The organism is Thiomicrolovo immobilis (genome assembly GCF_039645955.1).
Classification (GTDB): Bacteria; Campylobacterota; Campylobacteria; order Campylobacterales; family Sulfurimonadaceae; genus Thiomicrolovo; species Thiomicrolovo diazotrophicus.
On the sequence record NZ_CP147916.1, the window covers coordinates 1008095 to 1020056 of the forward strand.

Genomic DNA, 11962 nt, shown 5'->3' on the forward strand with positions numbered 1-11962 from the left:
GCCGTTTTTATCCGGCCAGTCCCGGATTGTTGAAATAGACCCGGCGTTTGCCGCCGGGGTTTTTGAGGTTCGTGATCCAGTCGCTCGTTGAGAGCGCATAGCGGTCGCCGACGGCGGAAAGATGCATGTAGCTTTTGTCGAGAGCAGCGGGGGCTTCGAAGAGGCTGTGACCTGCGGCCGTTTCGCCCAGGAGCTCAAGCCCTGCAAGGGAAGGGATCTGTGCAGCAGCCTTCGAATACATCAGTTGCAGGGCACTGTTGCTGATGCCATAGGCGACCGGTGCGTGTTCGATGAAACAGGCGTCCAGGGCCCAGTCGGAGAGGGCGGGGAGCTGGGTGAGGGTGTGGAGCAGTTCGTAGCCCTTCTCCTTAGCCTCCTGCCGCAAGGCATCGACCTGCACCTCCGCCTGCGCCTTTTTGTGTTTTGGATAGACCCGGTAAAACTCCGACCCTTTGACGAGGAGATCCTGGCGGTCGTCGAGCTCCCCGTATCCTCCGCCGATATCGGCATGGACCCCCATCAGGGCGATCTCCTCCGTGTTGGCTTCCGTCGTACCGTCCGCACGTCTCAGTGACTCCAGCGGAAAGTTGTGGCGGTGTTCGTCTTTGGCGGTCAGGTGAACGATCTTTTCAGCCGAATCATTCGAGAGGTTCAGGTTAAAACCGATATTGACCTCATTGGCAAGGCCGATCGTCGCCACCGTATCGAAGAGGCCGACAAAACCGATGCGTACGTTTGCGTCGTGTTTGTAGGCGGCATTGATGCGGTTGACGAAGTCCCGTGCCTCGGCGGAGCCACGGCTGAAGCCGAAGACATCGATGATGACGGCGTCACTGCCGTTTTGCCGCACAGCCGAACGGACTTTTTTGAGCTTGTGTTTGACAAAGCTTTTGGCATCACCCCCGAAGGCCATATGGAGGGCGTCGTAATAGTTATTTTTGGCCTTTTTGCGCTGCCGTATCGCTTCGACGGCCTTGGCTGAGAGGGTTTTCCCCTGTTTGTATTTTCCCGTGCCGACCCCCTGGGAATAGAAGGCAGTGTAGCTGCTGGCACGGTAGACTTTGTAGAGTTTGGCGACGTTGCTCAGCGATCCGTCACCGATGAGGTCGTCGTTGTAAAGATTGTTGCCCGTACCGTCAAAAAATACGCCAAGCCGCAGCATCGCTTCTCCTTGAAAACCTTTTTATAACACCATAAAATATTTTACATATAAAAGTGCTTCACCGGAGAGTGGCGACGGCAAAGGCTGCCGTCGGAAGGGAAAGAGAGGACGCGCTGCTGCTGTGCTATCCGAGTGTCGGGTAATCCAGGTAGCCCTTTTCGTCCTGGGTATAGAAGGTGTCCGGGTCCGGTTCGTTCAGCGGCGCGTCGGCCTTGAAGCGCTCCGGCAGGTCTGGGTTGGCGATGTAGAGCAGCCCGTAAGCGACGGCGTCGGCCAGACCGCCGGCGATGACGGCATTTCCCTTTGCTTTGTCATAGCCGCCGCAGGTGATAAGCACACCTTTGTAGGCATCGCGCAGCGCGGCGAGCTCGACGACGTTCGCCCCGTGGCGGATATCCCCTTCGAGGGCATCGACAATATGTACATAGGCGAGGTTTGCATCGCTTAGTCGGTGCAGCACATGGGTGAAAAGCGTTTTGGGGTCGGAGTCGCTCATGTCGTTGAAAGTCCCGCTGGGAGAGAGCCGTACCCCTGTGCGGTCGGCGCCGATTGCGGCGCTGACGCCTTCAACGATTTCGAGCAGGAATCGTACGCGGTTTTCGACGGAACCGCCGTAGGCGTCTTTGCGCCTGTTCGTGCCGTCGCGCAGGAACTGGTCGATGAGATAGCCGTTGGCGCCGTGGATCTCCACACCGTCAAACCCGGCGGCAACGGCGTTTTTTGCCCCGTCGACATACTGCTCTACAATGCCCGGGATCTCCGCAGTCTCCAGCGGGCGCGGGGTGACATAGTCCTGCATCCCCTCGAAGGTAAAGGTCTGTCCCGCCGGTTTGACCGCCGAAGGGGCGAGGGGAAGCTCGCCGCCCAGGAAAGAGGGGTGGGAGATGCGGCCCACGTGCCACAGCTGCAGATAGATCTTCCCGCCCTTATCATGCACGGCCTGCGTCACCTGTTTCCATGACGCCGTCTGTTCGGGCGTATAGATGCCCGGCGTCGCGGGGTAGCCCATCCCCATCGGGGAGACCATGGTCGCTTCGCTGATGATAAGGCCGGCGGAGGCCCGCTGGGCATAGTAGTCGGCCATCATGGCGTTGGCCCGGTGCTCCTCTACGCTCCGGCAGCGGGTCAGCGGTGCCATGACAATGCGATTGTTAAGGGTGATGTTTCCGACGTTCAGCGGTGAAAAGAGATCCATCATAGTGCTCCTGTGTGGGTGATGGGCCATTATTTCACGACGGCCGTAACAGCAATCTTAAAATCCGGGGACAGTTCTCGGGTATCAGATACGATAATGAGAGGGTGCAGGAGATGCGTGTCTAGAGGCGGTGGTGATGATGGATCGCTTTGATGGCTTCGCGCGCGAAATTGAGCGCATTGATGCTCTGTTTCAGATCGTTGAACGTCCACGAAAAAGGTTGGAAGAAACCGCCGTTGAGCACGGCGATGTAGATGGTGTCCCCGACGAAAGCGATGCGGGGGAAGACGCGGTACTCTCTGATGAGTTCTTCGAGTTTTTCCATCACCGTATGCGACAGCAGAAAATTAGCTTCGATGGGATCGCTTCCGTGGACGACATACTCTTTTTCAAAGCCGCTGCTGTCGAGGCGTATTCTTTCAAGCCCCCGGTACATCGCCTTGGGCTGCAGCCCGCTTCCGAGAAAACCGAGGTGCTTCTCTGCGAGGTCGAAGGAGACGATCGTCGTGCCCTCTACCGGTCGGCGGGCCGCCGTCATGCCGAACAGGCCGCCTAATACCGGCACCTTCTCCCCCGCTTCGTGATGTTCGAGCATGACATGAGACATCCGCACCGGGAGACCGTCGTTGTCGTAGGTCAGCAGGTTGTTGGCTTCATAGGTCTTGGCCGGGAAATCATCCGCCAGTTTCGACGCGAGGATGTCGCGGTAGGCGATGCCCCCGTAGGGGTTGTACTTCAGCGCGGGGTCGATCGCCCGGAGCAGCGGGGCAACGGCGAGACGCTGGAAGCTCTTGAGCGTCCGCCGTCTTCTACCGGGTTTTCGCCTGGTGGCAAGTATGCTGTATATCAGCGCGAAAAAGAGAAGAACCAGTACGGCGATCTTAGGCATACCCGCGAGGAGCAGGACCCCTGTCACCGCAAAAAGAGAGGTAAAGAGTACGGCTTTGAGCGTGCCGTTTAGAGGGATGGTCCGTTCAGGGGGAATATGCGGCTGGATCTGTAGTTCGAAGACCTGTTCCAGTTCAGCCAATGTCTTCAAACCGCCGCTCCTCTGTACCGATCTAAACAAGATCTTTTGTAGGAGATTATATCGAAGGTCCGCCGCACCGCTCTGCGGAACATACTGCTTTGGCGGAATCGCTATCATGACGCCATACGAACGGGCGGTACCGAAGGCGGCGGGGTATAATAGAGCAGAACAGCTGCAAGCGGAAGGAAAGAGCCTATGAACCTCGACAAACTCAAAACGGCCGAAGCGGAATTCTTCGCGATGTACCCCGGCGGTTTCGGGGATGAAGCGCTTCTCCCCGTTGTCAAACGGCATCACAGCGCGGCGATCGGCCGACAGGTCGAAACACTTTTTGCCGAAAACGCCTTCGGGCAGCCTGACGAAGTGTGCGACAACTTCGCGAAGATCGTCTCCAAATCCTCCATGATCTCCTTTTTCGAGAAACCGCGCGTGCGCGACATGGTCAAACAGATGAGCCCGGAGCAGAAAGATATGCTCTCCATCGCGCTGTACGAACTGCTGCACGGTAACGAAAAAGAGGGCTTTGAGGGGCTTGTTGAGGTGTTGTCGTATTACAAGCTGGCGAAATGGTCTCTGGTCTCCATGCTGCCGTACTATTACAACCGCCGCAAGGCGTTCTTCATCAAGCCGACGACGACCAAGAACATCCTCAAACACTTCGAAATAGGGGAGCTGGTGTACAAACCGCGCCCGGCGTACGCCTTTTATAAAGGCTATTCAAAAGTGCTCAACGAGATGAAAAAGCGGGTGGACCCTTCACTGGGAAAAGACAATGCAGCGTTTACCGGTTTTTTGATGATGGCGATGGGAACAGAGGAGCGAAGGCGCGGATGAACGGCTCCGCCCCGGGGGAAACATTATGCGACCCCATGATGCCCTCCGGCGCTATTGCCCCAGTCCGATCTGCCGCATGAACTCCTGATTGTCCCAAAAGAGGTACTCCTCGTCCATCGTTCCTTTGTCCGTCCAGTGGCCGAACGTCGACATGGTCAGTTTGAACGATTTTCCGGTCGGTTGAATGAACTTGCCTTCTCCGATGGGCATCGGACGTGTGAAGGTACCTTGGATGACGCCGATGACGGCCGTCCACTCTCCCTGCGCGACTTTGATCGGGTGGGTTTCGATCCGGGTATCCGGGGCCCACACGAACATACCTTTCAGGTCTTCAATGTGAATGCCGATCCCTTTCGTCGTCCGTCCGTCGGGCCAGTGGACGACAATGCCCTTCGCATGGCTGCGGGAGAGCTCGTCCCATTTCTGGCCGCTGTAGACGTTGAAGTCCAGGTCGTCGAAATTGGCCAGGTTGGCCGCAATGCGCTCCTGGTCTTTTTCGCAGGCGACGCCCGGCTGCACTTTTGCACAGCCGCCGAGACCGGCAGCGAACGCCGCCAGCACCGATAATGCGCAAATTTTCATGATCGTTTTCATGGGGAATCCTTCCTCCTCCTCTTCTGCAGTCTGTGCTGCCGATGATCCGTGCCGCGCTCCGAATCCCGGGGGGAGTAACGGGAGCGCGGCACATGCCTGATCCATCCATTATGAGGCATCTGCATTGAGAAGATAGTGATTGATTTTTCTTATATTTTCTTTTTAAGTGTTCCGCTTGGCAAGGTCACAGCGTTGCAGCGTGCACGCCACTTGCATACGACGCGTAAAGGAGTTGCCGTGATCATTAAAGCCAGCGTTCTCTACGACGGCCGTACGCGCCGGGAAGCATGTTATGTCCATATCGAGGGCACACAGATCAAAGCCGTGACGGACAGTGCGGAACGGTACGATTTCGAAGGGATCGTTACTCCCGCCTTTGTCGATCCGCACTCCCATATCGGGATGTTCCGTGAAGGCGAACCCTCTTCAGAGGCCGAAGGTAACGACATGACCGACCAGATCCAGCCGTTGAACGAGCCCCTGCAGAGCATCTATATGGATGATCCGGCTTTTACCTATGCCATCGATTTCGGCGTGCTCTACAGCTGCATCGTCCCCGGCAGCGGCAACGTCATCGGCGGGAAGACGACCGTCATCCGCCATTTTGCGCCGAATGTCGACGGCGCGCTGGTCAAACACTTGGGATACAAGATGGCGCTGGGCTACAACCCGACATCGACGCGGCAGTGGAAAGGAACACGTCCCAATACGCGTATGGGGGTCAATGCCCTCCTCGAAGAGCGTTTCGATACATTGCTGGCCCGGGAGAAAAAAGCGCGTACCGCCCGCGATATCGCTCTGCTGGAGCTGGACGAAAGCGCTGAGGGAGAGCTCCTTGCCCTCAAACGGGAGCAGATCGAGGCGGACTACCATGCCGCTTTCACGGCGACGGAACACGCGCTGCTGGACCTGCTTCAGGGGAACAAACTCGTCAAGATCCACGTTCACAAAGAGGACGATGCGCTCTATCTGATCGAGTTGGTCAAAAAGTACGGGCTGCGCGCCAGCGCGGAGCACTGCATGGATATTCATCACCGCCATATCTTCGAAGCCCTCGATGCGGCGGGAATCCCCGTCGTCTTTGGACCGTTGGGAAGCGTCGGGTATAAAACCGAGCTCAAACACGCCTCGTATAAGAACGTCTCCGAGCTGGTCGGGGCAAAGGTGCCGATGGCGGTCATGAGCGATCATCCCGTCATCCATGCACACACCCTGCGCGATGCGTCGCAATACTTCATGATCGCCGGTCTCGATGCGACGGATGCGATCAATCTTCTTACCCGGGAAAATGCCCGTGCCATTGAAATGGACGCGGAGCTCGGCACCATCGAGCCGGGCAAATGGGCCTCGCTGCTGTTATGGGACCGTGAGCCGATGATGCTCGGCGCCATCCCCCGCGTCGTCATCGGCGAAGGGCGTGTCCTGCGGCAATAAGTGCTCGGCAAAACCTATCGATGTACCGTTGGCAAAACGCGGATAGATAATGTTCACACAGAGAGGCTTGTGCCAATGTCGGACGGAAGATATGGGGGATCAACCCGTTCCCACACGAGGGTTCGGGAACGGGTCTGGAGGGTTATTCGCAGGGGCCGAGGTATTTGCCTGTCATCGTTGTCGTCATGGTCATGGCACCCATACCCGTATCGGTATGCATATTCATTTTTCCCTGGAAGCTTTCATCCGTATAGGTGATTGTGCCGTCCCCTTTGGAATGGTTGCATTCGATGCGCCAGGATACGGTGTTGCCGTCAATCTTCTGCTCCAAGACTTTACAGCCGTCATTGTCGTTTTGCTGTACCGGAACGCGATCCTCCGCGCTCATGCACTGCTCAAAGGTCGTTGCGGGGATTTGCATCGCCATTCCCTGCATTTCCGTTTTGCTGGTGATGGACCATTTTCCCTCTTTGAAGTCCGGTCCTGCCGGTTCTGAAGAGCAGGCGCTGAAGAGGAACCCGGAACAGATTAAAGCGGTAAGTACCGATCGCATATAACATCCTTGTACATTAATTTGAGGGCCATTGTAATATATTATTGTGATATTCGCAAACCAAACGTCATGGGGTGTATCAATGTGTAATGTTGTTAAGGTTACTTGCGTTAGGGTTATTACATACAGGTAGGTCGGTGCCGCGTCGCACCCGCCTGTCAACTCACGTCAAAAAAGGATTCCTATGCAAAAAATAAAATGGGCGCTGATAGCCATAATGCTGCTGGCGGTCGCCAATCCGGCCGGAGCGGCGGGCAACGAGAATGGAGGGCTTTTCCACAAAAAAGTCCAGTTGTACAACGGAAAACGCAGTGATCCCTATACGGTCTTTTACCCCATCGAGATCACCGAACCGGGACGGGTGACGTTCGAGATCAAGGTGACGAACTACACGCATGACCAGGTCGATCAGCAAAAACGGCACTCCCCGTTCCGCTGGTATTTTGTCGATTCGCGTTTTCTTGACGGCAAACAGCCGATGAAAAAGAGCACGTTCCAGGAGTGGGCGCAAAAAGCGAACAAATACAATCCCGTCGAGTACATCGCGGGCGATGAGATCCGGGGCGTCTATAGAAGCCTCAAAAATCTCTCCGACTCCATCTTCGGCAAGAAGAAAAAGAAAAAGCTTCCGGCGTACTACCGCCGCGGCAATGCCCATGTTACGCTTGCCGACGGGCGGTCGACGCCGCCGCACTACGACATTGACCAGATGGAGTTGATGGAGACGCAGGGGATGTACTTCATTGTCCTGGACAACTACGATACGCAGCTGGCACCGGAGTTCGAGGTGAAGATCTCCTACCCCGGCAAACAGCAGTATGTCGACGAGGCGCTGCAGCCCAAACCGATGGACCTCGGTATCCTTCAGATGGGACAGCGCAGGGGAAGCGGGAAACTCTATGTGACGCTGCAAAACTTCGGAGAGGGTGCTATCCCCGACGAGGTGTATGCGCGCAAAGGAAAAAGTGCTTTAACACTGATGCTGACGGTTGACGGCAAATCGTGGGGCGGTGTGACCCTGGCCGGTCTCGATGCGCGCAAGCGCTTGGCCAAGCCCGGCGGTAAGGTGACGTACACCTTCGAGAATCTGACATTGAAAGACGGCATGAAAATCACCGCCGCGTTGAATATGCCGCGTTTTGAAGATACGAACCGCCGCAATAACCGTATGAATACGACCGCCAGCGTTAAACAAGAGCTCAAACCGGTGACGCAGCCGCGCCCGATGAAGGCACAGTAGGCCGAAGCGAGAGGAATGACGTCCCGGAGCGGCGGCGCTTAAAGCGGCGCGCGGTCGATCTTGCTTAGTACATCATTGGTCCGGAAGATAACAGAGCAGATGTGTTGGATACCGAACGAGGTCAGACGCGCTTCTCAAGATAGCGGCGTGCGCCCGCTTCATTATCGAAAAGGTAGATTCCACTGGTCCTGGAGGGATTGGAGCGGCGGGAAGGGGCGGAAAGCCCCGGTACCTGAGAAGGCTTCTTCCGCCGTTAGGGGTTGTTGCGGACGATCGTGCCCTCGGCGCCAACCATAACGATATCGGCACCGTTGGCAATCACGTCGTAAAACGTCTTGTATGCCTCATGATAGGTCTTCTCCCAGGTAATACCGTCGGCAGAAGTGAGGATCATGCCTGCCTCCCCGACGGCGACAAATTGCGCTCCGGTCCAAGTGACGGCGTAGAGGTTGTAGTAGATGTATTGCGATTCCGTCGGATAGCGCAATGTCCAGGTTGTGCCGTTGTCGTCGGAGGTAATAACGGTGCTGTCCAGGCCGACGGCAATGAAGCGGCCGTTGCCCTTGGTGACGCCGTAAAGGGCTTGAGTGCTGTTGCTGTCATGCGATGTCCACGATCCCGTGCTTGCGTCCGGGGATGTGGCGACGGTCCCGCTGTTGCCGACTGCAATGAACTGGCTGCCGTCCCAGAAAAGGTCACGGTAAAAGGCATTGTCAGTCAGGACCCAGTCAGGTTCATTGCTGCTGTCGTAACTCACGCCGTCCCAGGTCTGGGTGTATGCTCCGACACGCACGAATTGGCTGCCGTCCCAGACGACCGCGTAATGGGTGGTCGTCGCCCCGGACCAGTCATCGGTCCAGGAGATGAGGTCGTCCGTATAGAGGCCGTAGGTCTGCCCGACGGCGACGTACTGGGTGCCGTTATAGACGATAGCATGGGTATAGTATTGATCATCGCCGATATACCGGTACTGCAAGCTGTCCGCGCTGTCGCCGACGGCCATGCGTCCCCAGGCGCCGACGGCAATATAGCGGCTGCCGTCGTATGTCACTCCTCTGAGGTCGGAACCGCTCGCGGCGAGTTGCCAATCAAGACCGTTGGCGGAGGAAAGGACCGTTCCCTGCTCGCCGACGGCTGCAAAGCGTGTGCCGGTCCAGGTAATGTCACGCAGGCTCAGCTGATAATAATAGGGATCGTGGTCCGGGAACTGCCGTGCCCAGGTGGTGCCGTCGGGGGACGTATAGATCGTGTTGGACGATCCGATCATCACGAAGACGTTTGCCGTACCGCCGCCCCAGACGACCTTCTCCCCGCCGATACTGCTGTTGACCTCGTTCCAGGTGTTGCCGTCGGCCGACGTGAGGACCGTGCCGTACCCGATGGCGACAAAGGTGCTGCCGTTCCAGGCAATGTCTTCTATCGTGTCGCTGACGGCCGGGGTCGTTTCGCTGTTCCAGTCGACTCCGTTTGACGAAGTGAGGATTGTCCCCTGGGCACCGAGGGCATAAAAGCGGCTGTCCATCCAGGCCGCCCCGGCGAGGTTTTCCGCCGTCGGTACGGAAGCAACGGGTGTCCAGCTCGTCCCGTCCGCCGATGTGGCGATGTAGCCGGAGTCGCCGACAGCGATATAGAGGGAAAGGGAAGAGGACCAAGCGAGCGCGTTGACGTTTACGGAGCTGTTGGCTTCTACATAGGACAGCGACCATGTAATGCCATCGGTGGAGGTGTGGTACCAGTCGCTGTCGACGGCGAGGAAGCGGCCGTTGCCGTAGACGACGTCGTCGGCACCGTTAAAAGCGAAACCGGATGTCTTGGTCTGTGTCCAGTCGATACCGTTGGATGATGTGAACACCGACGTCGGGTCGCCGAAATGTTCGGCGACGGCGATTAGCTCGCTGCCGGTCCAGACAACGTTGGAGAGTTCATCGGATGTGCCCGAGCGCACGGTGACCCAGGGGGAGGGGGCAGCCGTCTCCGTGGTAGCACATACCGCTGCAGACTGCGGGGAGATGTTGGCCTCGTCGTCGATGGCCGTAACGGTGAAGCAGTACTGTGTAGCCTCAGCGAGTCCTGTCGCCGCATAGGAGGTCGAATAGGCCATGCCGAGGCCTCCTCCCCACTCGATTTTATAGCCGACGACCGTACCGTCATCGGTGGAAGCGTTCCAGCTCAGGTCGAGTTGTGAGGTCGAGACGACCTGGACACTGAGGCCGGTTGGCGTTGTTGGTATGGTACTGTCGGACGGCGTGTCCGAACCACCTCCACCTCCACCGCACCCGCTGAATACGAGGGAGAGGGATAACAATGCTGCCGAAAGGCCGAAGGTGCTGAAACTCATTCTGATAAGACTCCTTTAGCAACGAACCGTAAAACACCCGTGATGAGAGAGATGAGGGACATAGTTCCCGAAGTCGTCGGGTGTTAACAAAATTGTGTGATGTCGGTTGCTGTTATTATGTGTATTTCTTTGATAATGTTATCAGCTCTAACGTGAAATTTTCTTGAGAGCGCAGTCGCATTGCGGAACCAGCCGACCAAACTTGTTTTTCCCCTTAATCAATCTTTTACATTGGTACGAATAAGATAGTAAAAAAGAGGAGAAGAAGCAATGAAAAAAAAGCATCTAGAAACGTTTGAAACAACGCTGTTGGCGATGAAATCGGAGCTGGAATCGAGCATCGCGCGTCTTCTCGAGGAGAATGACGCCGTGACCACGACGGACGACGGTGTCGATATGCAGGACGAAGTCGCGCTGGAAAACGAGAGCCGGAACGAAACGGCGCTGATCCAACAGCAGCGGCATGAGCTCGATGAGGTCAATCACGCCCTGGCAAAGATCAAAAACGGGACCTACGGCGTCTGCGAGGCGAGCGGCGATAAGATCCCCCTTGAGCGGCTGCAGGCGATCCCGCATGCCCGATACTGCATCGAGGAGCAGCGCGAAGCGGAACTGTAGCGCTGGGCTTCACGCCGACTGTGCCGAATCTTTTTGCTGATGAGAGAAGATCTTGTATGCCGAGAGCATCAGGACCACCGCCAGCAGGAGGACCAGCATGTCCCCGGGAACAACCCCGAGCAGAGCCGAACCGGCGGCGGCGCCGGCAATGGACCCGACGGCCAGGGCGATGAAGAGCCGCCGCTCTTCACGCAAGACGATAAAGGCCTGGCTCTGGCTGTACCGTGCAAAACCGACGATCATCGTCGGCAGGCTGATCGCGAGTGAGAGGCTGCCGGCCAGTTTGATGTCGACGCCGTAAAGCAGGACGATCACGGGGATGAGCAGCTCGCCTCCCGCCACACCGAGCATCGATGCGACGACACCGATGCCGAATCCCGCCGCTACGCCCGCGATCATCTGTGCCAGCGGGGCATCAAAAAGCGCCCCGTTCTCTCCCTGGAGGAACCAGTGCTCTCCCATCAGGACGGCGGCGAGAAAGAGCAGGAGTGCGAGCACGATGCGGTCGAGCGTGCGCTCGCTGATCCTCATCGCAATGCCGGCAGCGATCCAGGCGCCCGCCAGGGAGCCTGCGAGAAGGTTGAGCATGATGCTTTTGTACTCCCACAGCTGATCAAAAGGGATTTCAGAAGCGCGGAAGAGCAGTGCGAAAAAGACGACGATGAGCGATGTCGCCTTGTTAAGGATAACGGCCTTGAGCGTGTCGAGCCGGAACAGCCCCTTGAGTACAGGCAGCCGGAATTCCGCGCCGCCCAGCCCGATCAGCCCCGCCAGTGTCGCGACAGCGCCCCCGGCGGCGAATCCCTGGAGGAGACGTTTCATACTGCGCTACATCTTTCGTACGGTTGGATTGACATCAATGCCCTTGGTATATTTGCGGGTATTGTAGCAGACGCTTATCAAAATACCCATTGAATTACACCTATTTAAACGCAAAAGATTTAATTGTCTGTGAAAAACTTGA

Annotated in this window: 11 protein-coding genes; 4 read left to right on the forward strand and 7 right to left on the reverse strand. The window is 57.0% G+C overall.

Going from position 1 to position 11962, the window contains the following annotated elements:
* Positions 1 to 7: 7 nt before the first annotated feature.
* The 3 genes from WCX72_RS05220 to WCX72_RS05230 all read right to left on the reverse strand — a co-directional run bounded on the left by WCX72_RS05220 (position 8) and on the right by WCX72_RS05230 (position 3396).
* Positions 8 to 1162 carry a DUF2235 domain-containing protein gene (locus WCX72_RS05220; RefSeq protein WP_345971278.1) on the reverse strand — a complete coding sequence of 385 codons (1155 nt, stop codon included), beginning with the start codon at positions 1160 to 1162 and terminating at the stop codon, positions 8 to 10.
* 124 nt (positions 1163 to 1286) lie between these two features.
* Positions 1287 to 2360, reverse strand: a complete 1074-nt coding sequence (locus WCX72_RS05225) for an alkene reductase (protein ID WP_345971279.1) — start codon at positions 2358 to 2360, stop codon at positions 1287 to 1289.
* Positions 2361 to 2478: 118 nt separating this feature from the next.
* On the reverse strand, positions 2479 to 3396 hold the full coding sequence (locus tag WCX72_RS05230; RefSeq protein ID WP_231021025.1) for a DUF3137 domain-containing protein: 918 nt from the start codon (positions 3394 to 3396) through the stop codon (positions 2479 to 2481).
* A 186-nt stretch (positions 3397 to 3582) separates the two neighbouring features.
* Between WCX72_RS05230 and WCX72_RS05235 the strand changes: the two genes are divergently transcribed.
* Positions 3583 to 4221: a hypothetical protein gene (locus tag WCX72_RS05235; RefSeq protein ID WP_231021026.1), complete on the forward strand. Its 639-nt coding sequence runs from the start codon at positions 3583 to 3585 to the stop codon at positions 4219 to 4221.
* Positions 4222 to 4272: 51 nt separating this feature from the next.
* Here WCX72_RS05235 and WCX72_RS05240 read toward each other — a convergent pair whose 3' ends face one another.
* Positions 4273 to 4815, reverse strand: coding sequence for an ester cyclase (locus WCX72_RS05240; RefSeq protein ID WP_231021027.1), 543 nt, complete (start codon positions 4813 to 4815; stop codon positions 4273 to 4275).
* Between the two features lie 237 nt (positions 4816 to 5052).
* Here WCX72_RS05240 and WCX72_RS05245 point away from each other — a divergent pair, with 237 nt between their 5' ends.
* Complete coding sequence (locus WCX72_RS05245) at positions 5053 to 6249, forward strand: amidohydrolase family protein (RefSeq protein ID WP_231021028.1); 1197 nt, start codon at positions 5053 to 5055, stop codon at positions 6247 to 6249.
* Positions 6250 to 6391: 142 nt separating this feature from the next.
* Here WCX72_RS05245 and WCX72_RS05250 read toward each other — a convergent pair whose 3' ends face one another.
* The gene (locus WCX72_RS05250) at positions 6392 to 6802 is read right to left on the reverse strand and encodes a DUF3617 family protein (protein WP_345971280.1); all 411 of its coding nucleotides are present in this window, start codon (positions 6800 to 6802) and stop codon (positions 6392 to 6394) included.
* Between the two features lie 184 nt (positions 6803 to 6986).
* Between WCX72_RS05250 and WCX72_RS05255 the strand changes: the two genes are divergently transcribed.
* A complete protein-coding gene (locus tag WCX72_RS05255; protein ID WP_345971281.1) occupies positions 6987 to 8042 on the forward strand; it encodes a hypothetical protein in 1056 nt (351 codons plus the stop codon).
* Positions 8043 to 8295: 253 nt separating this feature from the next.
* Here the strand turns inward: WCX72_RS05255 and WCX72_RS05260 are convergent, their stop codons facing one another.
* Positions 8296 to 10380, reverse strand: a complete 2085-nt coding sequence (locus tag WCX72_RS05260; protein WP_345971282.1) for a fibronectin type III domain-containing protein — start codon at positions 10378 to 10380, stop codon at positions 8296 to 8298.
* A gap of 270 nt (positions 10381 to 10650) precedes the next feature.
* Between WCX72_RS05260 and WCX72_RS05265 the strand changes: the two genes are divergently transcribed.
* Positions 10651 to 10998, forward strand: a complete 348-nt coding sequence (locus WCX72_RS05265; protein WP_345971283.1) for a TraR/DksA C4-type zinc finger protein — start codon at positions 10651 to 10653, stop codon at positions 10996 to 10998.
* A gap of 9 nt (positions 10999 to 11007) precedes the next feature.
* Here WCX72_RS05265 and WCX72_RS05270 read toward each other — a convergent pair whose 3' ends face one another.
* Positions 11008 to 11820, reverse strand: a complete 813-nt coding sequence (locus WCX72_RS05270; protein WP_345971284.1) for a sulfite exporter TauE/SafE family protein — start codon at positions 11818 to 11820, stop codon at positions 11008 to 11010.
* Positions 11821 to 11962: the final 142 nt, after the last annotated feature.

Bases quoted from the DNA above. Each gene is read 5' to 3' on its own strand.
- WCX72_RS05250 (WP_345971280.1), bottom strand. From the start codon at position 6,802: ATGCGATCGGTACTTACCGCTTTAATCTGTTCCGGGTTCCTCTTCAGC.
- WCX72_RS05220 (WP_345971278.1), bottom strand. From the start codon at position 1,162: ATGCTGCGGCTTGGCGTATTTTTTGACGGTACGGGCAACAATCTTTAC.
- WCX72_RS05235 (WP_231021026.1), top strand. From the start codon at position 3,583: ATGAACCTCGACAAACTCAAAACGGCCGAAGCGGAATTCTTCGCGATG.
- WCX72_RS05225 (WP_345971279.1), bottom strand. From the start codon at position 2,360: ATGATGGATCTCTTTTCACCGCTGAACGTCGGAAACATCACCCTTAAC.
- WCX72_RS05265 (WP_345971283.1), top strand. From the start codon at position 10,651: ATGAAAAAAAAGCATCTAGAAACGTTTGAAACAACGCTGTTGGCGATG.
- WCX72_RS05255 (WP_345971281.1), top strand. From the start codon at position 6,987: ATGCAAAAAATAAAATGGGCGCTGATAGCCATAATGCTGCTGGCGGTC.
- WCX72_RS05270 (WP_345971284.1), bottom strand. From the start codon at position 11,820: ATGAAACGTCTCCTCCAGGGATTCGCCGCCGGGGGCGCTGTCGCGACA.
- WCX72_RS05240 (WP_231021027.1), bottom strand. From the start codon at position 4,815: ATGAAAACGATCATGAAAATTTGCGCATTATCGGTGCTGGCGGCGTTC.
- WCX72_RS05260 (WP_345971282.1), bottom strand. From the start codon at position 10,380: ATGAGTTTCAGCACCTTCGGCCTTTCGGCAGCATTGTTATCCCTCTCC.